Raw genomic sequence first — 24,073 nt, 5'->3', positions numbered from 1 at the left:
GGCCGGTCCGGCTCGGACACGGATACAAGCATACAAGGTACAGAGCCGTACTACGCTCAAGGCATGAGTTCAGCGCCGTCCACAGCCCGCTCCGTGGCGTTCATTCCGGACACCGCGTCCACGCGGCAGTACATCGGCGCCTGGTCCGTGCTGAGCGTGCTGCAGTATTTCGCGGCGGAGGCGGCAGTCATCGCCGCCTGGGCCGGACCCCGCCCGTACGACCTGCGCACGGGCTACATCAGCGACCTGGGTGCCATCAACTGCGGGATTTTCGACGGCCGTGAGGTTTGCTCGCCGCTGAACTGGCTGATGAACGCCTCCTTTGTGGTCCAGGGGCTGGGGATGCTGCTGGGTGCGCTGCTCCTGAGTTCGGGGCTTCTGCGGGTGGCTGCCCTGGCCAGCGCATACGTGCGGCCGGGCCGGCGCGTTCCTTGGCTGGCCGCCGCCGCTTTCCGGGTGCTGACAGCAACGGCGGGAGCCGGAACGGTGATCGTGGGACTGGTTCCGGAGGACATTGGCTCGGGCTGGCACTACGCCGGAGCGGTCATGTACTTTGCGGCCGGGTCGGTTGCCCTGCTGGTCCTGGGGATCCTGTGGCTGCGAAAAACACTTCTGGCGTGGTTCATCCTTGCCTGCGGCACCGTATCCGCTGCCGCCCTGGTAACCGGCGGGCTTACCGGCATGGCTGTGCCGGAGCCCGGGACCTTGGAGAGGCTCATGGCCTACCCGGTCACGGTGGGAATGGCCACCGCCGGGTTGGTGATCGCGCAGCGGGTGCGCCGGCACCGGAAACTGGTCCGCGCCGAGGCTGCCGCCGGGCAGGGGCTGCAGGGGAGTTTTTAGCCCTCGGCGTCTTGAGGCTTCCGCGCCCGCAGGAATACCGCGGCGGCCCCTGCCAGCAGGCTCAGGACCAGCAGGACCCAGCCGGCGACGGTGAGGGTCGATGCCAGGGCGACCTGGCCGGCGTTGGCCGTTTCCGCTGCCAGCACGCCGTCGATGGCCGCGTTGCCCCAGAGCCGGACGGCGACAAACAGCAGGGGGAGAGCCCACAGCGCCCAGCGCAGCGTTTTCCGTGCAACGCTTGTTCCGATCAGCAGCAGCCAGGTGAACCCGAAGATCAGCGGAAACAGGGTCCCCGCCGTTTTGTGCACGTAGTTGAGCTGGCCGCGCGCGTCCTCGTCCATGGCCGAGCGCAGCTGGCCGACGTAAGCGGGATCGAAACCGCCGATCAGTGCATCGGGCATGGCCAAACCGGAGGCGAGCTGCCGCAACTGGTCCAGCGTGAGCAGGTGCACGTACCAGAACAGGAACAGGCTGGCCACCACTCCGGCGATCAGGATGAGGTTGCCGTTGCTTTCGGCTTTTTGCGGAGTGCGGGCGGTGGTGGAATTTACCACAGGGGGAAGATGGTGCTGCGGTACAACCGCTTTTGAACCATGCTTCTTGATCCGCTGCGCAGGAGTTTTGGCCATGGCACCATTATCCAGCCCCATAAACTGAAGCCATGACCATTGGCCGGCACAGCGCTGCTGAACTTGACCCTTCCCTGGACGACTACCAGCTGGGGGCAGCCCTGGTCCGCGAAGCCGGGCAGCTGGCGCTGCTCATGCGGATGGCCGGCCTGCAGTCCGAGCAAAAGACTTCCATTTCCGATGTTGTGACCGCGGCAGACCACGCCGCAGAGGCTTACGTGCTGGAGCAACTGCAGCGCTGCCGGCCGGAAGACGGCATCGTGGGAGAGGAAGGCGCCTCGGTGCAGGGCACCAGCGGCCGCACCTGGGTCATCGATCCTGTAGACGGCACCTACAACTTCCTGCACGGCTCCACGTACTGGTGCTCCGCCATAGCCCTGAAGGATCCCTCCGACGTGGTGCTCGGCGCCATCTTCCAGCCTGAGGAGGACAAGCTTTGGGTTGGCGGCAAAGAGCGCGCGGCAACCTTGAACGGTGAGCCCCTGACGGCGTTCCATGAAGGCGGGGGAGCGCGGAACAGCACTGCCGTTGCAGAGTTTGGCGCGGCCACCTACATTCACCCCAGCTGGCTGATGGACCCCCTGTGCGCCATGCCCTGGCACGCCGCCGCAACCTCGGCCGCGGCCCTGCGGATGCTCGGCTCGGGCTCCTGCGACCTGGGCCGGGTGGCTGACGGGCAGCTCGGGTGCTGGTTCCAGCACAGCTGCCCGGAGTGGGACTGGCTGCCGGGCAAGGCCATTGTCCGTGCCGCCGGCGGAGCCGTGGACACCGTCCGTGTCAACGGCCTGGAATGGTTTATGGCAGGAGGCACGACGGCGGTACGCGAGTTGCGTGCGGCGTTGGAGTCGGGCTCGGTGGCATAAACGTGCGGGTAATCCCGGCCACGTAATCCACAGCCTGGAAGTGAGTGTCGGCCCCACCGCCTAGACTTGTAGGCATCATGGATATGTTGTTCGACCCGTACTCTGACGGACCTTTTAAGGCCGCTTCCGCCGCCGCTGTCCGCACCAAATCGCCTTCCGAGGGTGTAGCTGCGGCTCCGGGGACAGGCGGCAGCGTCCGTGTGGACCGGGCTCCGGAAGGGCAGGGCCACCGGGGGCACCGCCTGGATGCCGCCCAGCTCCTTGAGGGGTTGAACCCCCAGCAGGAAGAGGCGGTCAAACACACCGGTCCGGCCCTGCTGATCGTAGCCGGTGCCGGTTCGGGTAAAACCCGTGTGCTCAGTAACAGGATCGCCTACCTCATCGCCACGGGACGGGCCCACCACGGGGAAATTCTCGCCATCACGTTCACCAACAAGGCCGCCGCGGAAATGCGGGAACGCATTGAAGTGCTGGTGGGCGGCCGCGCGAAGATCATGTGGATCTCCACCTTCCACTCATCCTGCGTCCGTATCCTGAGGCAGGAAGCGGCAAACGTTGGTCTGAAATCCAACTTCTCCATCTACGACTCCGCGGACTCCCTCCGGCTGGTCACGCAGGTGTCAAAGGCACTGGACCTGGATCCCAAGAAGTTCGCACCCAAGGCCATCCAACACAAAATTTCCGCGCTGAAAAATGAGCTCATCGACGCTGACTCGTTCGCCGCCTCGGCGAATTACAACGATCCTTTCGACCAGGCGGTGGCGGACGTCTTCAAGGGCTATACGCAGCGGCTGCGCCAGGCCAACGCCATGGACTTCGATGACCTCATCGCGGAAACCGTCTACATGTTCCGTGCCTTTCCGGCGCTGGCGGAGTCCTACCGCCGCCGGTTCCGGCATGTCCTGGTGGACGAGTACCAGGACACCAACCACGCCCAGTACGCTTTGGTCCGCGAAATCGTGGGCGAAGGCCCGGGAGCGTCGGAGCTGACAGTGGTGGGCGATTCGGACCAGTCCATTTACGCTTTCCGCGGCGCGGACATCCGCAACATCGTGGAGTTCGAGAAGGACTACCCCGCGGCGCGGACCATCAAGCTGGAGCAGAACTACCGGTCCACGCAGAACATCCTCAGTGCCGCGAACTCCGTTATCTCGCGCAACCCCAACCGTCCCGAGAAGCGGCTGTGGACGGCCGAAGGTGACGGCCACAAAATCGTGGGTTATGTGGGTGAGAACGAGCACGACGAGGCCCAGTTCATTGCCAAGGAAATTGACCGGCTCCAGGACGAGGACAACCTCCGTCCGGGGGATGTCGCCATCTTTTACCGCACCAACGCCCAGTCACGCTCCATAGAAGACGTGCTGGTCCGGGTGGGCCTGCCCTACAGGGTGGTGGGCGGCACCCGCTTCTACGAGCGCAAGGAAATCAAGGATGCCCTCGCGTACCTTCGTGTCCTGGTGAATCCGGACGACGACGTCAACCTCCGCCGGGTGCTCAACGAACCAAAGCGCGGCATTGGGGACAGGGCCGAAGGCGCCGTCGCGGCCCTGGCACAGCGTGAGCGGATCTCCTTTATGGCCGCAGCCCGCCGTGCCGAGCAGGCCCCGGCCATGGCCACCCGCTCCGTCAACGCGGTCCTGGGGTTCGTAAAGCTGCTGGATGACCTCGCGGAAGTGGCGGCGGGTTCCGGTGCGGCCGCGGCCTTGGAAGCCGTTCTTGAACAGACCGGTTACCTGGCAACACTGCGCGCCAGCACCGATCCGCAGGACGAGTCCCGGGTGGAAAACCTGGCCGAGCTCGTGGCAGTGGTGCGCGAGTACGAACAGGAAAACCCGGAAGGAACGCTTGAGGCCTTCCTTGAACAGGTGTCCCTGGTGGCCGACGCCGACCAGATTCCGGATGCGCCCGGCGGCGACGCCGAAGACACCGCCGCCGCCGTGGCGGAAGCGAAACGGCTGGGGGTTGTCACGCTGATGACGCTGCACACCGCCAAAGGACTCGAATTCCCGGTGGTGTTCCTGACCGGCATGGAGCACGGGCTGTTCCCGCACCAGCGCTCAGCGACGGATCCAAAGGAACTTGCCGAGGAACGCAGGCTCGCGTACGTGGGGCTCACCCGTGCCCGCAAGCGGCTCTACGTCACCCGCTCCGAGGTCCGCAGCATGTGGGGCCAAAGCCAGTACAACCCTGCCAGCCAGTTCCTGGAGGAGATCCCGGCCGACCTCGTGGAGTGGAAGCGCGAAGGCACCACCAGGCAGGCAGGCTGGGGCGGCGGATCCATCGGGTCCAGCCGTTACAGCGGGTCCTTTTGGGGCGCCGGAACAGCCCGCGGTGCCGCCGCTGACCCGTCGGCCGGCTTCAATTCCGATGTTCCGGCGGTCGTAGCCCGGACGCGGGTGCAGCCGCAGAAAGAGGTCGTTGCCGTCAGTGTCGGGGACAAGGTCAACCACACGAGTTTCGGCAATGGAACGGTCCTGGCGTTGGAGGGGGCGGGGGACAAGACCGTAGCGAAGGTGAAGTTCGACGTCGGCGAAAAGCGGCTGCTGCTGCGGTACGCGCCGCTGACTAAACTCGACGCATAACGCATACGGGGGATTGTTTCGGGGATTGTTGCCGCCTGGAGGGGAGCGTTACGAGCTGATTTCCGGACCCGCCGAAAGCGCCTCCCTTGCACCTTCTAAGGCGTCAAAAACCCCGTAATTCCGCGGTTTTTCTACGCTCCATAGAATAGTGTGCTTACTCACATAAGCGGTAGTCTTGGACGGGCCGGTCCCTCCAAAGGACTAGAGTTCCCAGTGGAGCATCACGCCGCGTGGCTCGTTTCCAACACGCCTCCGGTGCGAGCAATTCCGCAGCCCGGTCATCGTCTTCTGATGGTGTCCGACTGTACAGAAACTACTTCGACGTAGAAGGACACTAAACCGTGGACCTGTTTGAATACCAGGCGCGCGATATGTTCGAGGCGCACGGTGTACCCGTGCTTGCCGGCATCGTGGCGCACACCCCAGAAGAAGCTAAGGCAGCTGCCGAGAAAATCGGCGGCGTGACTGTTGTTAAAGCACAGGTCAAGGTTGGCGGCCGTGGCAAGGCCGGCGGCGTCAAGGTCGCAAAGTCCGCTGACGAGGCTCTTGAGCATTCCACCAACATCCTGGGCATGGACATCAAGGGCCACACCGTCAACAAGGTGATGATCGCCCAGGGTGCCGATATCGCCGAGGAATACTACTTCTCCGTCCTCCTGGACCGGGCCAACCGCAACTACCTGGCCATGTGCTCGGTTGAAGGCGGCATGGAAATCGAACAGCTCGCCGTCGAACGCCCCGAGGCGCTCGCCAAGATCGCCATCGACCCCGCCGTGGGTATCGACCAGGCCAAGGCCGACGAAATCGTCGCCGCCGCAGGCTTCGCTGAGGAACTCCGCGGCAAGGTGGCCGCAGTGATCCTCAAGCTCTGGGACGTCTTCAAGAAGGAAGACGCCACCCTCGTAGAGGTCAACCCGCTTGTCAAGACCGGCGCAGGTGACATCATTGCACTGGACGGCAAGGTCACGCTGGACGAGAACGCAGAGTTCCGCCACGCCAAGCACGCCCTCCTTGAGGACAAGGACGCCGCTGATCCCCTCGAGGCCAAGGCAAAGGCGCAGGACCTCAACTACGTCAAGCTGGACGGCGAAGTGGGCATCATCGGCAACGGTGCAGGCCTGGTCATGTCCACCCTTGACGTTGTTGCCTACGCCGGCGAGAACCACGGCAACGTCAAGCCCGCCAACTTCCTGGATATCGGCGGCGGAGCCTCCGCTGAGGTCATGGCCGCAGGCCTGGACGTCATCCTCGGCGATGAGCAGGTCAAGTCCGTCTTCGTCAACGTCTTCGGCGGCATCACCGCCTGTGACGCTGTTGCCAAGGGCATCGTTGGTGCACTGGCCGAGCTGGGCCACTCCGCGAACAAGCCGCTGGTAGTCCGCCTCGACGGCAACAACGTTGAGGAAGGCCGCCGCATCCTGGCCGAGGCAAACCACCCGCTGGTTACCCTGGCCGCAACCATGGACGAGGGCGCCGACAAGGCCGCCGAGCTCGCCAACGCAGCTAAGTAAAGGGACGCACCATGTCTATCTATCTGAACAAGGACTCCAAGGTCATCGTCCAGGGCATCACCGGCGGCGAAGGCACCAAGCACACCGCACTGATGCTGAAGGCCGGCACCAACATCGTCGGCGGCGTTAACGCCCGCAAGGCCGGCACCACCGTCCTGCACGGCGACAACGAGATCACCGTCTTCGGCACCGTCAAGGAAGCCATGGCCGAGACCGGCGCCGACGTCTCTATCGTCTTCGTGCCCCCGGCATTCACCAAGACCGCCGTTGTCGAAGCCATCGAAGCCGGCATCGGCCTCGTCGTTGTCATCACCGAAGGTGTTCCGGTCCAGGACTCCGCCGAGTTCTGGGCACTTGCCCAGGCCACGGTGGACGCTGACGGCAACCAGGTCACCCGCATCATCGGACCCAACTGCCCCGGAATCATCACCCCCGGCGAGGCACTCGTCGGCATCACCCCGAACAACATCACGGGCAAGGGCCCTATCGGCCTGGTTTCCAAGTCCGGAACCCTGACCTACCAGATGATGTATGAACTGCGTGACCTCGGCTTCTCCACGGCCATCGGCATCGGCGGCGACCCCATTATCGGCACCACGCACATCGACGCCCTGGCCGCGTTCGAAGCTGACCCCGAGACCAAGGCGATCGTGATGATCGGCGAAATCGGTGGCGACGCAGAAGAGCGTGCCGCCGACTTCATCAAGGCCAACGTCACCAAGCCGGTTGTTGGCTACGTTGCAGGCTTCACGGCTCCCGAAGGCAAGACCATGGGCCACGCCGGCGCCATCGTCTCCGGTTCCGCCGGAACCGCCCAGGCCAAGAAGGAAGCCCTCGAGGCTGCAGGCGTGAAGGTCGGCAAGACGCCGTCCGAAACCGCCAAGCTGCTCCGCGAAGTCTACGCAGCCCTCTAGGCGGCAGCACCACCAGCAAAAGAAGCGGGGCCACCTGCCGTCTTTCCGGACGGCAGGTGGCCCCGCTCTTTGCTTTTTGCTTTCCTGCCCTCAAGTACGACGACGAAGGGGTCCTTCCAGCCGAAGCTGCAGTCCGTCGTCGCGCGCTGTCCTAGACCTTCGCGCTGCTGAGCAGCTCATCGAGCCGTTCGTAGCCTTCGGTCATGCCGCCTTCCATGCCGGACTGCGCCATCCCGTCCCGCGCCTCCTGGGTGGGGTAGACCGAATGGCCCCGCAGCCGGCACCGGCCGTTGCCCAGATCCTCAAACGTCATGAACTCCAGGCTGACCACGTCCGGGTAGCCGCCGAACTCAAAGGTCTGGATGGCGAACTCGTTCTCGCGGACCGTATGGAAGATGCCCTTGAACTCGTAGGGCACCCCTTCCGGGCCCGTGTGCAGGTAGCTGTAGCTGCCACCGGTGCGGAAGTCGTAGTGGTCGATGTCCATTTTGTAGCCCCGCGGCCCAAGCCACTGGACGAGCAGGTCCGGTTCCTTGTGGGCGCGGAACACCTCCGCCACCGGGAAGTCGAACTCGCGCTCGTAGTCGATGAAGGGAAGGCCTTCGGGGACGGTGAGTTTCAGGGAATTGGTCATGACTGTTCCTTTGCCTTGGCGCCGCCATGCCCGGCGCTGGATTCAAGCACGGCATCCAGGCTGCGGAACTGCTCCTCGCGGACCAACCTGTACTGGTCAATCCAGGCGGTGAGTGCCTCCAGCCGTGCGGGGTTCAGGTGGACGGGCCGGCGCTGGGCATCCCTGCTGCGGGTGACCAGCTGCGCCTGCTCGAGTACCTGTATGTGCTTCGAGATTCCCTGCTTGGACATCTCAAAGGGTTCCGCCAGTTCGTTTACGGTGGCCGGTCCCCGGCTGAGCCTTGCGATGATGCTTCTCCGCACGGGATCAGCCAGCGCCATGAATGCGGAGTCAAGGGCCGCGCTTTCGGGAATCATTCCCACCTCTTTAGTCAACCAACAGCTTTATCAACTGCTTGGTTGTTTAAGGGTAGGGCTGGGCACGCTCCAACGCAAGCCCCAGTCCTGAAATAGGCTGAAAGGATGAACGACCCCTCGCAACTCCCCGTCCCCCTGGTCCGTCAGGGCAGGACACCGTGAACCTCTCCGGGAATTTGGGCCCAAGCCCCCGCAGCCTCGAAGTGAACGACCTCGCCGTCTTCGACCAACTGGTCGCCGCGCGCGGAACGGAGCTGGACGGCTGGCACGCCCAGTCGCTCGACCTGCGCGGCCGGGCCCCGGCCCTGGAACAGGTGAAGGTTGAGGGGGCCATCTTCCTTGGCTGCACCTTTGACGACGGGATGGAGGACACCCTGCGACGCCGGGGAGCCCTGATTTTCCCTCGCCTCGAGTCAGTACCCTTCAACCCCTACCGGGCAGAGCTGTACTCTCCCGCCGAGCTTTACGCCGGCTTAAACGAGGCCCCGTATGAAGAACTGCCGGACGCCCGCATCTACCAGTGGAGCATTCAGCCAGGGCAGCGGCACCGGCTGGACGCCACCCTCGCCTCAGCGCTGCACGACCACGCCATCGGCGATGCGCTGGAGGAAGCCATCCGTTCCGGCCCCTTCACAGCCCGGTCCGTGGTGGGCGTCATGGGCGGGCACGCAGCCCAGCGGGGAAGTGCCGACTATACCCAGGCAGCCCGGCTCGGCAGGCTGCTTGCCCGGGAGGGGCATGTGGTGGCGACCGGCGGGGGACCGGGAGCCATGGAGGCCGCCAACCTGGGCGCCTATCTCAGCCAGGCGGACGACGCCGGGCTGGAGGCTGCGCTGGCAGGGCTCGCCTCCGTCCCGGGGTTCCGTCCCTCGGTGTCCGCATGGGCGCGGGCGGCGGCAGCCGTCGTCGACCGCTATCCGGACGGAACGCCGTCGCTGGGCATCCCCACCTGGTTCTACGGCCATGAGCCGCCCAACTACTTCGCCACCCACACCGCCAAGTACTTCGCCAATGCCATCCGCGAGGCCATCCTGCTGGAGCTTTGCCAAGGCGGCATCATTTTCCTGCCCGGAGCCGCCGGAACCGTGCAGGAGATTTTCCAGGACGCTTGTGAAAACTACTACGGCGCCCGCGAGAAAATTACACCAATGGTGCTGGTGGGCAGGCACCACTGGGAGCACCAGTATCCGGCCTGGCAGATGCTGCGCAGCCTGGCCGCGGGCAGGCCAATGGCGGACCGGATTTTCCTGGTGGACACCGTGGATGAGGCAGTGAAGGTTTTGGGGACCTGACCGCGGCCTGGCCGTTGTTATCCGGCTGCTCAGAGGTCCTTGCGGCACTGGGCTTTGCTCAACGCGTACAAGCCGTTGAGGTCCCCTTCGGACAGCCCCTCGGGAGTGCCGATTTCCGGGTACATCAGCTGGGTGGGATCCTCCACATGGTCCAGCCCCATCACATGGCTGAGCTCGTGCAGGATCACAGCAGTGGCATACAGGTGGCCGTTGGGATTCAACAGCTCATCGGCTATCTGCGGTGCGTCCAGGTCGAGGCCGCCGGTTACAAAGGTCTTCGGGCCGTCGTCGTAGCCGTAGTGGGTGCTGCCTCCGGTGCCAATCACCTTGCCCTTGAGCTGCGGGGCCACCTCCGGGGTAGTCCACGCGATGAGCAGCGGGGCCCAGCGATCGCCGTAGGCGTCCGGCTGGTAGGGCGGCCGCTGCGGCGATGGCAGTTCGCGGGTGGTGCCATCGTAAATGAACGTTATTCCGGTGGCAGCGGAAACAACAGCAATGGCTTCCGGGACCAAGTGCTGCGCGCCCGCGGGCGCCAGCTCGTCATTGATGACGTAGTGCAGCGGCCGGCACGGAGAGTACCCTACCGGGCTGCCGTCGCCGTTAACCGCAAGAAACTGATAGGAATCACTGGCCACGGCTGGCGGTACAGGCGCGCCCAAGGGGGCGGCTCCTTCCCCGACTCCCGCCGGCGGCGCTCCCGTCCGTGCCCCCGCAGGCTGTCCGACGGATTCCGATGCGGCACCGCCTTGAGGGCCGCCTTCCTGTCCGCCGGCACCCGGCCCAAGGCGAACGTCGAGGAGGTCCTTGAACCGCGGATCATCAAGCACCAGCGCTGCCACCAACAACGCCGCGGAGAACAGGGCACCCGTAAGCACGAACCGAAGGGCCCTTGCGCTGCTTCCAGGGCGTGCCCGCCTTCCGGCACGGCGTGGTGGTTGTCCGTCCACTACAGCACCCCCACATGTCGCCAGCTCATCCGCTGCCGCCAGCGGACCTGTTGCCAGTGCACTTTACAGCCCGTGGTCAATCGACAGCAGGCAACTGCTACTGGACAACCGTGCCGAAGACCAGCCCCAGCAGGTAGGTAACCGCAGCGGCGCCCAGCCCGATGGCGAGCTGGCGCAGCCCGCGGGTCAGCGGGGACGTGCCGGAGAGCAGGCCGACGATGCCGCCGGTAACCAGCAGGGCAACGCCTACAAGCACGCCTGCCACCATCAGGGCGGCTGCGCCGGTCATGCCGAACAGGAACGACATAATCGGGACGATGGCGCCCGAGGCAAAGAAGCAGAAGCTGGAGAGCGCCGCACCCCAGGCTGTGCCCACGGCTTCGTGCTGGTCCCCGGCCTCGGGAAGTTCCGGCTGCAGGGACAGGCTGGGGTCACAGTCGCAGGACAGGAGGCCCATGCGTTCGGCAACGCGGTGCTGCGCTGCTTCCTGTGACATACCCCTGGCCAGGTAAACGAGCAGCAATTCGTTGTGCTCAAGGTCCAGTTTGGGTGCCGCGGCCAGGGTGACCTGGGTGGGCCGGGTGGCTGCCAGGAGTTCCCGCTGCGAGCGGACCGAGATGAACTCGCCGGCTGCCATGGACATGGCACCTGCCAGCAAACCCGCAATCCCGCTGAGCAGCACTACGCTGCTGGCCACACCGGATGCAGCCATGCCCATCACCAGGGAAAGGTTGCTGACCAGGCCGTCGTTGGCGCCGAAGACGGCGGCGCGGAAGGTTCCGGCAAGCCGATTGCGGCCGCGCGTGGCCAGTCCACGGACCACTTCCTCGTGGATCTGCTCGTCTGCGGCCATCGCATCCGTTGCGTTGGGGTCCTTGGCGTAGGGGGAGCGGCCCTCCGCACGCTGGGCCAGGGCCAGCACGAACACCGAACCGAAGTGTCGGGCCAGGAAACCGAGCACCTGGCTGCGGATGGAGGCCGGGCGGGGCTTGCCGGCGTGTTGGCCGAGGAGACCCAGCCAGTGGGCTTCGTGCCGTCCTTCCGCTTCCGCAAGGGCCAGGAGGATGTCGCGTTCCTCACCCTGCCGGTTTTGCGCCAGGTCGCGGTAGACAGCGGCCTCGGCCCGTTCATCTGCCAGGTACTGGCGCCAGCGCCGGATATCCGCGGTGGAGGGCGGGGGCACCGGCGGGGCTGCCGGTGAAGGCGCTGAGGGGCCGGTGGCGGCAGGGCCGGAATCCGCGGAAAACGGCTCTGACGGGGTGTCACGGTGGCGGTATGGATCGGCGTGCTGAGACACGTAAAACTCCTGGGCTGGATGGGGCGTGGTGCGGCCCCATTGCCCCGCCAGCTTACCGCGGAAATTCGCGGTTTTTCGGCCGGCCTCCCTACCTGGAAAGTTTCGGTTCCCCTCAAAAATGCAGGGGTTTAGGGCCTTCCGGCCGCCGTTCGCTGGCCCTTGACCACGGCAACCCGCGGTGCTGTGATGAAACTGTGGCGCTCGCCGACGCCCACCAAAAGAGCACGTCAGAGGCGAACAAACGGAGGTAGCACAATGAACACCACCGGACAGCACCCGGACATGCCCCACCTGGATTCGGTGGAAGCCGATCCCGCTTATGACTATGCCGAGGATGTGCCCGTCATGAAGGAAGACTGGGACGCCGAGGATGAATTCCTGGATGCGGAGGAGCCCGTAGTCCAGACGCCGCCCGTAGTCATCGACGCGGAGGAACGCGTGGTTCCCCTGGATGACGACGAGTTCCGCGAGACGACTGAATAGCGCGAAACCGGAAGAGAACTGACGACGGCGGCACCTCACCTTCGCTTGGTAGCGAGGGTGAGGTGCCGCCGTCGTCCGGGTGACCGTTAAGCTGCCGTCAGGAGGCCGTAACTGCTTCCGGCGCCTCGGTGTCCTGCCCGGAAACGCGGCGCTGCCAGTTGCGCATCACCTGGGGGTCGGTGGGCTTTGTCAGCAGGGAGACCGTGACGTACACCACGGCGGATGCGAGCAGGCCGTAGTAGATGGGTTCGTTGGCGTAGATGCCGTCCAGCGGCGCCTTTGCGTTGATTTCCAGGATGATCATGGTGCCAAGCGTGACGACCGAGCCCACGGCCATGGAAGCGGCCGCGGCCACGCCGGTGCCGCGCTTCCAGACCAGGCCACCGAGGATGGCGACCAGGAGGCCCCCCACCAGGATGTCGTACGCGATGGTCAGGGCCGCCACCACGTCCTTGGTGATGATGGCGATGACGATGGCAACGATGCCCAGGGTGAGGACCCAGATGCGGTTGGCCTTGACGTCGTGTTCCGGGTTGTCCGTGTCCTCGGTGTTGACCGTCTTGCCGAACCAGCTGGCCACAAACGGCAGGACGTCCGCGCGGGCAACTGTTGCGGCCGCGATGAGTGCCCCTGATGCCGTGGACATCATTGCTGCCACAGCGGCGGCCAGGACCAGCCCGCCGATTCCGATGGGCAGCAGGCTCTGGGCCACTTCAGCGTAGACGTCGTCCTTCGCGGCAATTTCGATGTCGGCCAGTGCCACGCTGGCGGCCATGCCGATCAGTGCGCCGGCAACACCGTAGAGGATGCAATAGATGCCGGCGGTGGCGCCGCCCCACCTGGCCACCTTGGCTGTCTTGGCAGTAAAGACGCGCTGCCAGATGTCCTGGCCGATCAGCAGGCCGAGGGTGTACACCACGAAGTAGGTGATGATGGTCTGCAGGCCGATGCCGTCGATCTGGAAAAAGCTCTCGTCCACCCGGCTGCGGATGCCGTCCATGCCGCCGGCGGCGTTGAGGGTGAACGGGAGCATCAGGAAGAAGATCCCGACCGTCTTGATGATGAACTGCACCTGGTCAGCGAGGGTGATGGACCACATGCCGCCCACCGTGGAGTAGATCAACACGATGGCGCCGCCGACGGCGATGGCCATTGCGCGGTCCCAGTCGAAGAGCACCACGAAGATGGTGGCGTAGGCGCCGGTGGAGGTGGCGCAAAGCATCAGTGTGTACGCGAGCATCACGATGCCCGAAGCCTCGGTGGCCCTGCTGCCGTACCTCAGCGTGAGCATCTGCGACACGGTGTAGATCTTCAGCTTCTGGATGGTCCCGGCAAACAGCAGGCTAAGGAGCAGGACACCGGCGCCAATGGCGACGACCAGCCACATGCCGGAGATGCCGAATTTGTAGCCGAGGCCTACCCCGCCCACTGTCGAGGCGCCGCCCAGGACGACGGCCGCCATGGTCCCGGTGTAAAGGAACGGGCCAAGGCGGCGGCCGGCCACGAGGAAGTCGCTGTTGTTCTTGGTGCGGGACTTCCCCCACCAGCCGAATGCCAGCATTGCGAGAAGGTACACCACCACGATGGCGATGTTGATGACATTTGCGTCCACGAGGACTCCTTGGAGCTGTTGGCAGCCGGGTGGTTCCGGGAAAGGGAGCCGGGAGCCGCTGCACGAGGGGGATGAGGCTGAGAGTCGAATCTCGGATATTGCCCTATAGGCAACAGATGTTTTCCAAAGAGTAGGCTGTGACCGTGGTAACAGTCAAGAGAATGCACGCTTGCCCGGCCACGAGCGCCATGCACGCGTCACAGAAGCCGCTGGCTATTAGTATTGCTCCAGAGTGGGGCCGGGCGGCCGGCCGTGAAAGGTACGCAGATGAAGGCACTGCCAGTTGAGCCCAGCAACGTACCTGTTGCCATTGGCTCCCGGATCCGCGCCGCGAGGCAGTCCCAGCGGCTCACCATTGAGCAGGTCGCTGACGCCACGGGACTCACCAAGGGGTTTCTCAGCCGGGTTGAGCGTGACCTGACATCCCCTTCCGTAGCCTCGCTGGTAACGCTTTGCCAGGTCCTCTCCATCTCCATTGGTGAATTGTTTGCCGCCCCGGAAACGCACCTCACCAAACGCAACGACGGCCCCCGGATCTCCCTTGGCGGCCAGGGGATCGTGGAGCGCCTGCTCACGGCTCGTTCGGAGCGGCGCATCCAGATCATCCAGGCCTGCATCGAACCGCACGGCCGCGGCGAGACGGAGCTCTACGCCGTCGACTGCGACGTCGACGTCCTTCACGTCATCAAAGGCAGCATCCGGCTGATTCTCACCAACGAGGAATATGACCTCACCACAGGGGATACCGTGACCTTCCCCGGCCGGGAACCACACACCTGGGTCAACCCGACGGATAAGCCGGTCGAGGTTCTCTGGGTTCTGGTTCCCGCCGCCAGCCGCTGACAGCCCCTTGTCTTCTTTTGTTGATGCCCTGGGCTGGTCGTGCCTCAAGCCAGGCTTGGCCGGTAAACAACTGGTGCACATATGAAAACAAGCTGTATGATGGCAGTCACATCCATTCTCAACTCCTCGAAGGAGAGGCCTCCATTGGAAGAGCTGCGCATAGAAGCCAACGGCAACCTTGGCCCCATCGATTCATCCCGTATTCCCCGGTACGCAGGGGCAGCCACTTATGCCCGGCTTCCCCGCCTGGACCAGGTGCAAAAGGCGGACATCACGGTGGTGGGCGTTCCTTTCGACTCCGGCGTCTCCTACCGTCCGGGAGCCCGCTTCGGTGCGAACCACGTTCGCGAGGCAAGCCGGCTGCTGCGCCCCTACAACCCGGCCTGGGACGTCAGCCCCTTCGAGAATGTCCAGGTGGCCGACGCCGGGGACATGGCGGTCAACCCGTTCAACATCAACGAAGCCATCGAGACTGTCCAGCAGAATGCTCTGGACCTCACCGCCGGCGGTAGCAAGCTGGTGACCCTTGGCGGCGACCACACCATCGCCCTGCCCTTGCTCCGTGCAGCCGCCGAGCGCGCCGGCGAACCTATCGCCATGCTGCACTTCGACGCCCACCTTGATACCTGGGACACCTACTTCGGTGCCGAATACACCCACGGCACCCCGTTCCGCCGCGCCGTCGAGGAGGGCATCCTGGACACCGAGGCCATCAGCCACATCGGAACCCGCGGGCCGCTCTACGGCAAAAAGGATCTCGACGACGACCACCGCTTTGGGTTCGGTATCGTCACCTCCGCAGACGTCTACTACCAGGGCGTCCTCGAAACGGTGGCCAGGGTCCGCGACCGGATCGGCAACCGCCCCCTCTACATCTCTGTGGACATTGACGTCCTTGATCCGGCACACGCACCCGGAACCGGCACCCCGGAAGCGGGCGGCATCACCAGCCGCGAACTGCTGGAAATCATCCGCGGCTTCCGCGGCATGAACCTGGTGGGCGCCGACGTCGTGGAAGTGGCCCCCGCCTACGACCACGCCGAGATCACCGGTGTGGCAGCAAGCCATGTCGCCTACGAACTGGTGACCCTTCTGGCGGACAACGCCGTCGCCGGGGACCGGTTCGGAGCCGAAACAGGCTATGCAGCGCAAGCCCTTGGCCAGGAAGCCCGCCGCCCCGCAGGCTTCGCCGCAGCCGGCACGGAGTAGCCAGGATGATTGGTTCCGATCCGGGGATGGCAGCTCCGAGGAAAGGCACGGATGCCCGCAACGGCGGGGACCTCGTCGTCGAAACCCTTGAGGCGCTGGGCGCGAAAACTGTCTTTGGCATCCCCGGCCAGCATGCACTGGGACTCTTCGACGCGATGGGCAGGGGCAACCTGCAGTTTGTGTCATCCCGGGTGGAGAACAACTCGGCGTTTGCCGCCGACGGGTACTCCCGCGCCACCGGTGAAGTGGGCGTCCTCTTCCTTTCCACCGGGCCCGGAGCCCTGACATCGCTGGCCGGGCTGCAGGAAGCCTACGCGACGGGGGTTCCCATGGTGGTGGTGGCCAGCCAAATCCCGCTCGAGGGCCTCGGCGCCCGGCGCAAGGGCATGCTGCACCAGCTCGATGACCAGAAGGCTTCGGCGGCCAACGTCACCAAGAGCCAGCGGCTGATCCAGCACGCATCGGGCATTCCGTCCGCGATCCAGGACGCATGGACCGAGGCGATATCCTCGCCGCAGGGACCGGTATGGCTCGAGATCCCGCAGAACGTCCTGCTCGATCCGATCATGGTGCCGCCTGTGGAGGATGCCCTCGCTGAAGCTGCGGACAACCCGCCCCGGGTGGAACTGGTCCGCGAAGCCGTGAAATGGCTGCAGGCCGCGAAGCGTCCGGCCATTATTGCCGGCGGCGGCACACGGCGGGGCCGGGCCGAGAAGCCACTGCTCTCCATCGCGGAGAAACTTCGCGCCCCGGTGATCTGTACTCCTGGCGGCAATGGCGCCTTTCCCTGGACCCATGAGCTGTCGCTGCAGTCCTGGATCGAGGACCGCTACATGACCGATCTTCTGGAGGACGCCGACGTCCTGGTGGTGGTGGGTTCGTCCCTCGGCGAAGTCACCTCCAACTACTTCACCTTCGAGCCGCGCGGCAGGATCATCCAGATTGACGCCGAACCCCGGGTTCTGGAGTCGAACCGCCCGGGGCTGGGGATCCGTGCTGACGCCGGGCAGGCCCTCGCCGCCCTCGACGAGGCGCTTGCAGCTGGAAGCGGAGCCACCCCCGACTGGCACGGCACCCCGCCCGAGGACCTGGTGAAGGAATCGCTGGCGAAGGTCCGCGCACGCCTCGAGGCCCAGGACCTCGGCAAGGAACTGAAGTTCATGGCCGACATCCGCGAAGCAGTCCCGGCGGACATGCAGACCTTCTGGGACATGACCATTTCGGCCTACTGGGGCTGGAGCTGCTGGGACGCCCGCGAAGGCCAGTTCCACTCCGCGCAGGGCGCCGGTGGGCTGGGCTACGGCTTCCCCGCAGCCATCGGCGCAGCAGTTGGACTGCAAACCGTGGGCAAGCCGGGCCGGGTCCTCGCGGTCTCCGGCGATGGCTCGTCGATGTATTCGATTTCCGAGCTGGCCACCGCCAAGCAGCACAACGTTCCGGTCACGTGGTTGATCGTGGACGATGGCGGCTACGGAATCCTGCGCGAGTACATGGTGGGTGCCTTCGGCAAGGCCACCGCCACCGAACTCGCACGTCCGGATTTCTTCAAACTCGCCGAAGCATTCGGCGTGCCGGCCGCAAGAGTTGCACCTGAGGACGTGGGGGAGGCGCTTAAGGCCGGCTTCGCAGCGGACGGGCCCAACGTCGTCGTCGTCGAAACCCTCCTGAAGATGTTCGCCCCTACCCACCTTCCCGAATAACCCGCCGGGCTCCCAGCCAGGCACAAACAGTCGAAGGCCCCGCAACACGAGTCCGTGTGGCGGGGCCTTCCTGGCAACCGCTCCGCCTGATGGGGGACAGGCGGAGAAGCTGACACCAACCTAATGGAAAGCATGCTTACTTTCAACCTGGGGCGGTTCTGACCCTCAGGGTTCCGACTCCGGGGCTGTTAGTTTCCCAAAGCAACCATTTACCTATATAGTTGCTTCAGGCAAACAAGTAGGGAGCGCCTGAAGCCATGGCAGTAGCACCGGATACAGCAGCGGATCTCGTGTACCAGATATTCGACCTCCAGCGGGCGGTGCGGTGCATTGCCACCGCCAGCGTGCGTGGGCAGGGCACCGGGATCGCGCTCCAGGGCGTCCTGCGCTTCGTCGGCGAAGGGGAATCCCGTGCCACCCGCCTGGCCGAGCGGTTGGGGGTGAGCGCCCCGGTCCTCAGCCGCCATATTGCCGACCTTGAAGAGCATGGGCTCGTGGTCCGCAGGCAGGATCCCGACGACGGCCGGGCCCAGTTGGTTGCCCTCACGCCCCTGGGCGAGGAAAGGCTCCGCCACATCGAGGAGCAGCGGACAGCTGTCCTGCAGGACTACCTGCGCACCTGGAGCGAGGAAGACGCGGGCAACACCGCGAAAACCCTGCACAAACTCACCGAATCACTTCTGCAATCAGCCCGGGCAAAGGCGGCCGGCACCTTCCAACCCATCCCTAGGAGCTGACCCATGGCAACCCGGACCGAAACAAGCCAAACCGCCGCCCCGGCGTTATCCGCCGCACCCCCAGGAACACCTCCGGAGATGTCCCACCGCCAAATCATGGAAGCCCTAACCGGGCTCCTGGCGGCCTTCTTCACGGCAATCCTCAGCAGCACCATCGTGGCCAACGCGCTGCCCACCATCATGTCCGATCTGCACGGAACGCAGACGGACTTCGCCTGGGTCATCACGGCCGCGCTGCTGGCCAACGCCGCCACCACCCCCATCTGGGGCAAGCTTGCAGACCTCTTTGACAAAAAGGTCCTGGTCCAGCTCAGCATCGTGGTCTTCGTGGCCGGTTCCGTGATGGCTGGGCTGTCCGAGACCATCCCGCTGCTCCTCGTGGCCCGGGTCATCCAGGGCGTCGCCATGGGTGGCCTCACCGCCCTCGCCCAAGCCATCATCGGCACCATGATCCCGCCGCGCGACCGTGGCAAGTACTCCGGGTACATGGGCGCGGTGATGGCCGTCGGCACCGCCGGCGGGCCGCTGCTGGGCGGCTTTATCGTGGACAGCCCGCTCGGCTGGCGCTGGACCTTCTTCGTCTGCGTGCCGCTCGCCGTCGTGGCACTGATCCTGCTGCAGGTCACCCTCAAGATCAGCTACGTCCGCCGGCCCGCCACAATCGATTGGCTCGGGTCCATCCTGCTCACTTCGGGCGTGAGCCTGCTGCTGATCTGGGTCTCCTTCGCAGGCAACCCCGCCTACTACGACTGGATCTCCTGGCAGTCCGCCCTCATGGTGGGCGGCGGCGTCATTCTGCTCGCTCTGCTGGTCCTGGTGGAATCCAAGGTTGAGCAGCCCATCATCCCGCTCAAGATCATCTCCGAGCGCACCACGGCCCTGGCCATCGTCGCGTCCGTGGCTGTGGGTGTCGCGATGTTTGGTTCATCCACGTTCCTCGGCCAGTACTTCCAGGTGGCCCGCGGCGCGACCCCCACCGAGGCCGGGCTCCTCACCCTGCCCATGATCGCCGGAAACCTGGCCGGATCGGTGGCAACCGGCCTGCTGATCAGCCGCACGGGCAAGTGGAAGGACTACCTGATTGCCGGTTCGGTCCTGCTGATCGGCGGACTCGGGCTGGCCGGCACCATGGACCACACCACGGAGCTCTGGCACGCAGGCGTATTCACCGCGGTGCTGGGCCTGGGCCTGGGCATGCTGATGCAGAACCTCGTCCTGGCGGTCCAGAACACGGTCCGGGCTGCGGACATCGGGACGGCCAGCGCATCGGTGGCGTTCTTCCGGTCCGTGGGCGGCGCCATCGGCGTATCGGTTCTCGGCGCCGTCCTGGCCAACAGGGTCAGCGAACTTGCGACGCAGGGACTGACGGCAGCCGGAATTCCGGTGCAGGGAGGCTCCGCCGGCTCCAGCATGGATCTGGCCCACATGCCCGAACCCGTCCGCGCAATCATGCGCGCCGCCTATGGTGACGCCACCGCGGAGGTCTTCCTGATCTCCGCCGCGGTGACCGTTGTCGCCCTGGTATCCGTGCTGTTCATCAAAGAAAAGCCGCTGCGGCGCACGGTGGACATCCAGCCCCTGCAACCGGCGCCGGAGAAGGAAAGCACGACGCCGGTCCCAGCCTCCGCTGCCCGGTGAACCCCGGCATTACTCCTCCGGGATGTTCTTGTGCTGGGCTGTTTCACCGCCGGAAGGAGTTTCGTAGAGTTGGAGGGCTAACGGTGTCAGCCCCAGCTGGTACTACTTAAGCCCTCACCACTTCGCGCACTCTTCCAAAGGACCCGTGGGCATGCTCCTCACCCTTATACGGCGGTACTCCAGGCCGTACAAGCCATACATACTGGCCGTCATCGTTTTCCAGCTGGCGTCCACCATCGCGGCGCTGTACCTTCCCAGCCTGAACGCCCAGATCATCGACGAAGGGGTATCCCGCGGGGACACGGACTTCATCTGGCGCACCGGCGGAATTATGCTTTTGGTCGCCTTCCTCCAGGTGGGCACGGCCATTGCCGGCGTCTACTACGGATCCAAAACGGCCATGGCCGTGGGGCGCGACCTTCGGCGCGGTGTGTTCCGCAAAGTCACCAGCTTCTCCGCCAAGGACGTCAACACCTTCGGCGCGCCCACCTTGATCACGCGCGGCACCAACGACGTCCAGCAGGTCCAGATGCTCGTGCTTATGGGGCTGAACTTCATGGTGGCCACTCCCATCATGTGCATCGGTGGCATCATCATGGCCCTGCGTGAGGACATCAACCTGTCCTGGCTGGTCTGGGTCTCGGTACCCGTGCTGGTTGTGGTGGTGGGCTACCTGGTGGTACGCCTCATGCCTCTTTTCCGGGCCATGCAGAAAAAAATTGACCGCATCAACGGAGTCCTGCGTGAACAAATCATCGGCATCCGGGTGGTCCGCGCCTTTGTCCGCGAACCCTACGAAACCGAGCGCTTTGGCGAAGCGAACAAGGACCTGACGGACGTTTCCCTGAAGATCGGGGCCCTGTTTGTCCTGATGTTCCCCGCCATCGGCATGATCCTGCACCTGTCCACCGCCGCTGTGCTGTGGTTCGGCGGCCAGCGGGTGGACACAGGCGAAATGCAGGTGGGAGCACTCACCGCGTTCCTCCAGTACCTGCTGCAGATCCTCGTGGCCGTCATGATGGGCACCTTCATGGCCATGATGATCCCCCGTGCCTCGGTGTGCGCGGACCGCATCGGTGAGGTGCTCGACGTCGAACCCTCCATCCACGATCCCGGGCGGCCCGAGGCACCAGCCGCACTGGCCGGGGTCGTGGAATACCGGAACGTCACCTTCGCGTACCCGGGCGCGGAGTCGCCGGTGCTGAGCAATATCAGCTTCACCGCAAAACCGGGGGAGACCATCGCCATCATCGGTGCCACGGGGGCAGGGAAAACTTCGCTGGTGTCCCTGCTGCCGCGCCTCTACGACACCGTGGAAGGGGAGGTGCTCCTGGACGGAGTTCCGGTCAGCAAACTGGACCGGGCAGAGATCACCAGGCGAGTGGCACTGGTGCCGCAGCGGCCCTACCTGTTCTCGGGCAGCATCGAACACAACCTCCGCTTTGGCAAGACCGAAGCCACGGACCAGGAACTCTGGGACGCGCTCGAAGTGGCACAGGGCGCCGACTTTGTCCGGAACAAGAAAAACGGGCTGAACTCCCGCATTTCCCAGGGCGGAACCAACGTCTCCGGCGGTCAGCGCCAGCGCCTTTGCATCGCCCGCGCGCTGGTTACCAAGCCCCGGGTCTACCTCTTTGATGACTCCTTCTCCGCCCTTGACGTCGCTACCGACGCCCGCCTCCGGGCGGCGCTCAAGCAGACCACCGCCGACGCCACCGTCATCATCGTGGCGCAGCGCATCTCCACCATCACTGAAGCGGACCAGATCCTGGTGCTGGACAACGGCCGCATCGTGGACCGCGGCACCCATGGGCAACTCCTGGAAACCTCACCCACCTACCAGGAAATTGTTGAATCCCAGCTAAGCGTGGAGGAAATGGCATGAGCCCCCGCAGGAAAAACTCCGCTGACGTGCACGGCTCAACGGACGCCCCAGACCAGGCTGGGGCGGGCCTGGTTGAGGACGGCGCGGTTGAGGACGAGGAATTCTTCGAAGAGGAATACAAGCCTTCCGAAGCTGACGGCGACATGTTCGGCGGCATGCCTGCCAAGAAAGCCGAACACTTCTGGCCGTCCGCCAAGCGGCTGATGGGACTGCTGAAGCCAGAGGCCGCGGGCATCTACGCCGTGGTCGCGATGGTGGTGGTCGCGGTGGTCCTGAACGTTATTGCCCCCAAGATCCTTGGCCAGGCCATGGACGTGATCTTCGGCGGTGTGGTTGGCAAGCAGCTCCCAGCGGGCGCCAGCAAGGAAGAGTTCGTGGCGGGATTGCGCCGGCAGGGGCAGGACAACTTCGCGGACATGATCTCCAAGATGGAGCTGGTACCGGGCAGCGGCATCGACTTCCAGAAACTCTCCTTCCTCATCGCTGCAGTGCTGCTGATGTACTTCGTAGCCAACATCTTCCTGTGGCTGCAGGGTTACGTCCTGAACCGCATCGTCATGAAGGTTATCCGCCGGCTCCGTGACGACACTGAACAGAAGCTCAACCGGCTGCCCTTGAACTACTTCGACACCCGCCAGCGCGGCGACGTCCTCTCCCGGGTAACAAACGACGTGGACAACATCCAGCAGGCGCTCCAGCAGGCGTTCGCCCAGCTGATCAACTCGCTGCTCACAGTCATCGGCATCGTGATCATGATGTTCATCGTCTCCTGGCAGCTGGCCCTCATTGCCCTCGTGGCACTGCCGCTGTCCGGCGTCGCCGCCGGGATCATCGGCTCACGCAGCCAGAAGCTTTTTGCCGCCCAGTGGAAAAACACCGGTTCCTTGAACGGCCAGATCGAGGAGTCGTTTTCCGGCCATGACCTGGTACGGGTCTTCGGACGGGACGCCGACATGCTGGAACGGTTCGAGCAACGCAACGAGGCCCTGTACAAGGCCAGCTTCGGGGCCCAGTTCGTGTCCGGCATCATTTTCCCCGTGATGCAGTTCGTCTCCTACCTCAGCTACGTGGGCATTGCCGTGGTGGGCGGACTTCGGGTGGCCTCGGGCTCCATGTCCCTGGGTGACGCCACCGCCTTCATCCAGTACTCCCGCGAGTTCACCCAGCCGCTGGGTCAGATGGCCGGGATGGCCAACATGCTCCAGTCCGGCGTGGCGTCATCCGAGCGTGTATTCGAATTCCTGGATGCCGAAGAACAGGACTTGGAAACGGCCACCGAGCACCTGCCGGCCAAAACGAACGGGCACGTTCAGTTCAGGAACGTCACCTTCAGCTACACGGAAGACAAACAGCTAATTGAAGACCTGTCCTTCAACGCTGAGCCGGGCCACACCGTTGCCATCGTTGGTCCCACCGGTGCCGGAAAGACCACCCTGGTCAATCTCGTGATGCGCTTCTATGAGCTCAATTCCGGATCCATCACCCTTGACGGGGTGGACATCACCCGGCTCAGCAGGTCCGAACTGCGTTCCAAGGTGGGCATGGTGCTCCAGGATGCCTGGCTGTTCGGCGGGTCCATCTACGAGAACATCCGCTACGGCAACCTGGACGCCACCGAGGAACAGGTCATGGCCGCGGCCAAGGCCACCTTCGTGGACCGCTTCGTGCGCGCCCTCCCCGAGGGCTATGACACGGTGATCGACGAGGAAGGCAACAACGTCAGCGCCGGTGAGAAGCAGCTCATCACCATCGCCCGTGCCTTCGTTGCCAACCCGTCGCTGCTGATCCTCGACGAAGCCACCAGTTCCGTTGACACCCGCACCGAAGTGCTGGTGCAGAAGGCCATGGCGGCGCTGCGCACGGACCGCACCAGCTTTGTCATCGCCCACCGGCTTTCCACTATCCGCGACGCCGACACCATTTTGGTGATGGAGAACGGCAGGATTGTGGAACAGGGCAACCACAAGGTCCTCCTTGCCGCCCAGGGCGCCTACCACCGGCTGTACATGTCCCAGTTCGCCGGCGCGAACGCCGGCGAACTGCCGGTGGACGATTCGACGGCGGTGCACAGTTGAGCGCTCAGGAGGCACTTGCGCGG

At 64.7% G+C, this 24,073-nt stretch carries 20 protein-coding genes; 14 read left to right on the top strand and 6 right to left on the bottom strand.

Annotation, left to right across the window (positions count from 1 at the left end; all coding sequences use genetic code 11):
* Positions 1 to 63: 63 nt before the first annotated feature.
* On the top strand, positions 64 to 843 hold the full coding sequence (locus AC5RT4_RS14340) for a DUF998 domain-containing protein (protein WP_494106177.1): 780 nt from the start codon (positions 64 to 66) through the stop codon (positions 841 to 843).
* Here the strand turns inward: AC5RT4_RS14340 and AC5RT4_RS14335 are convergent.
* Positions 840 to 1,472 carry a hypothetical protein gene (locus tag AC5RT4_RS14335; protein ID WP_494106176.1) on the bottom strand — a complete coding sequence of 211 codons (633 nt, stop codon included), beginning with the start codon at positions 1,470 to 1,472 and terminating at the stop codon, positions 840 to 842. The two genes, AC5RT4_RS14340 and AC5RT4_RS14335, sit on opposite strands and share 4 nt — an antisense overlap.
* A gap of 32 nt (positions 1,473 to 1,504) precedes the next feature.
* Here AC5RT4_RS14335 and AC5RT4_RS14330 point away from each other — a divergent pair, with 32 nt between their 5' ends.
* The 4 genes from AC5RT4_RS14330 to sucD all read left to right on the top strand — a co-directional run bounded on the left by AC5RT4_RS14330 (position 1,505) and on the right by sucD (position 7,342).
* Positions 1,505 to 2,335 (top strand): inositol monophosphatase family protein, encoded by an 831-nt coding sequence (locus tag AC5RT4_RS14330; protein ID WP_494106175.1) that lies wholly within the window; start codon positions 1,505 to 1,507, stop codon positions 2,333 to 2,335.
* A 77-nt stretch (positions 2,336 to 2,412) separates the two neighbouring features.
* Positions 2,413 to 4,917, top strand: coding sequence for a DNA helicase PcrA (pcrA, locus tag AC5RT4_RS14325; RefSeq protein WP_494106174.1), 2,505 nt, complete (start codon positions 2,413 to 2,415; stop codon positions 4,915 to 4,917).
* A 341-nt stretch (positions 4,918 to 5,258) separates the two neighbouring features.
* A complete protein-coding gene (gene sucC / locus AC5RT4_RS14320) occupies positions 5,259 to 6,428 on the top strand; it encodes an ADP-forming succinate--CoA ligase subunit beta (protein ID WP_494106173.1) in 1,170 nt (389 codons plus the stop codon).
* Positions 6,429 to 6,439: 11 nt separating this feature from the next.
* Positions 6,440 to 7,342 carry a succinate--CoA ligase subunit alpha gene (gene sucD, locus AC5RT4_RS14315; protein WP_494106172.1) on the top strand — a complete coding sequence of 301 codons (903 nt, stop codon included), beginning with the start codon at positions 6,440 to 6,442 and terminating at the stop codon, positions 7,340 to 7,342.
* Positions 7,343 to 7,493: 151 nt separating this feature from the next.
* On the opposite strand, the gene AC5RT4_RS14310 is transcribed toward sucD, so the two are convergent.
* Both AC5RT4_RS14310 and AC5RT4_RS14305 read right to left on the bottom strand, forming a co-directional pair.
* Complete coding sequence (locus tag AC5RT4_RS14310; protein WP_494041283.1) at positions 7,494 to 7,976, bottom strand: SRPBCC family protein; 483 nt, start codon at positions 7,974 to 7,976, stop codon at positions 7,494 to 7,496.
* Positions 7,973 to 8,332 (bottom strand): ArsR/SmtB family transcription factor, encoded by a 360-nt coding sequence (locus tag AC5RT4_RS14305; protein WP_494041282.1) that lies wholly within the window; start codon positions 8,330 to 8,332, stop codon positions 7,973 to 7,975. Before AC5RT4_RS14305 ends, AC5RT4_RS14310 begins: the two co-directional genes overlap by 4 nt.
* 158 nt (positions 8,333 to 8,490) lie before the next feature.
* Between AC5RT4_RS14305 and AC5RT4_RS14300 the strand changes: the two genes are divergently transcribed.
* Positions 8,491 to 9,624 carry an LOG family protein gene (locus tag AC5RT4_RS14300; RefSeq protein ID WP_494106171.1) on the top strand — a complete coding sequence of 378 codons (1,134 nt, stop codon included), beginning with the start codon at positions 8,491 to 8,493 and terminating at the stop codon, positions 9,622 to 9,624.
* Between the two features lie 29 nt (positions 9,625 to 9,653).
* Here AC5RT4_RS14300 and AC5RT4_RS14295 read toward each other — a convergent pair whose 3' ends face one another.
* Together AC5RT4_RS14295 and AC5RT4_RS14290 are read right to left on the bottom strand one after the other, a co-directional pair.
* Entirely contained in the window at positions 9,654 to 10,571 is a 918-nt protein-coding gene (locus tag AC5RT4_RS14295) for a matrixin family metalloprotease (RefSeq protein WP_494106170.1), read from the bottom strand.
* Between the two features lie 97 nt (positions 10,572 to 10,668).
* Complete coding sequence (locus AC5RT4_RS14290; RefSeq protein ID WP_494106169.1) at positions 10,669 to 11,868, bottom strand: VIT1/CCC1 transporter family protein; 1,200 nt, start codon at positions 11,866 to 11,868, stop codon at positions 10,669 to 10,671.
* 255 nt (positions 11,869 to 12,123) lie between these two features.
* Here AC5RT4_RS14290 and AC5RT4_RS14285 point away from each other — a divergent pair, with 255 nt between their 5' ends.
* On the top strand, positions 12,124 to 12,351 hold the full coding sequence (locus AC5RT4_RS14285) for a hypothetical protein (RefSeq protein WP_494041278.1): 228 nt from the start codon (positions 12,124 to 12,126) through the stop codon (positions 12,349 to 12,351).
* A gap of 97 nt (positions 12,352 to 12,448) precedes the next feature.
* Here AC5RT4_RS14285 and AC5RT4_RS14280 read toward each other — a convergent pair whose 3' ends face one another.
* On the bottom strand, positions 12,449 to 13,963 hold the full coding sequence (locus tag AC5RT4_RS14280) for a sodium:solute symporter family protein (RefSeq protein WP_494106168.1): 1,515 nt from the start codon (positions 13,961 to 13,963) through the stop codon (positions 12,449 to 12,451).
* Between the two features lie 267 nt (positions 13,964 to 14,230).
* Here AC5RT4_RS14280 and AC5RT4_RS14275 point away from each other — a divergent pair, with 267 nt between their 5' ends.
* The 7 genes from AC5RT4_RS14275 (at position 14,231) to AC5RT4_RS14245 (ending at position 24,050) form a co-directional block, all read left to right on the top strand.
* Entirely contained in the window at positions 14,231 to 14,806 is a 576-nt protein-coding gene (locus tag AC5RT4_RS14275; protein WP_494041276.1) for a helix-turn-helix domain-containing protein, read from the top strand.
* 144 nt (positions 14,807 to 14,950) lie between these two features.
* Positions 14,951 to 16,015: an agmatinase gene (speB, locus tag AC5RT4_RS14270; RefSeq protein ID WP_494106209.1), complete on the top strand. Its 1,065-nt coding sequence runs from the start codon at positions 14,951 to 14,953 to the stop codon at positions 16,013 to 16,015.
* A 5-nt stretch (positions 16,016 to 16,020) separates the two neighbouring features.
* A complete protein-coding gene (locus AC5RT4_RS14265) occupies positions 16,021 to 17,715 on the top strand; it encodes a thiamine pyrophosphate-binding protein (protein WP_494106167.1) in 1,695 nt (564 codons plus the stop codon).
* Between the two features lie 257 nt (positions 17,716 to 17,972).
* Complete coding sequence (locus AC5RT4_RS14260; protein ID WP_494106166.1) at positions 17,973 to 18,452, top strand: MarR family winged helix-turn-helix transcriptional regulator; 480 nt, start codon at positions 17,973 to 17,975, stop codon at positions 18,450 to 18,452.
* Between the two features lie 78 nt (positions 18,453 to 18,530).
* A complete protein-coding gene (locus AC5RT4_RS14255; RefSeq protein WP_494106208.1) occupies positions 18,531 to 20,090 on the top strand; it encodes an MFS transporter in 1,560 nt (519 codons plus the stop codon).
* A 151-nt stretch (positions 20,091 to 20,241) separates the two neighbouring features.
* A complete protein-coding gene (locus AC5RT4_RS14250) occupies positions 20,242 to 21,975 on the top strand; it encodes an ABC transporter ATP-binding protein (RefSeq protein WP_494106165.1) in 1,734 nt (577 codons plus the stop codon).
* Positions 21,972 to 24,050 carry an ABC transporter ATP-binding protein gene (locus AC5RT4_RS14245; RefSeq protein ID WP_494106164.1) on the top strand — a complete coding sequence of 693 codons (2,079 nt, stop codon included), beginning with the start codon at positions 21,972 to 21,974 and terminating at the stop codon, positions 24,048 to 24,050. Before AC5RT4_RS14250 ends, AC5RT4_RS14245 begins: the two co-directional genes overlap by 4 nt.
* Positions 24,051 to 24,073 lie beyond the last annotated feature (23 nt).

The organism is Arthrobacter sp. sptzw42, assembly GCF_059089685.1.
The sequence above is the reverse complement of the archived record's forward strand: the minus strand, read 5'-3'. Positions and strand labels throughout refer to the sequence as shown.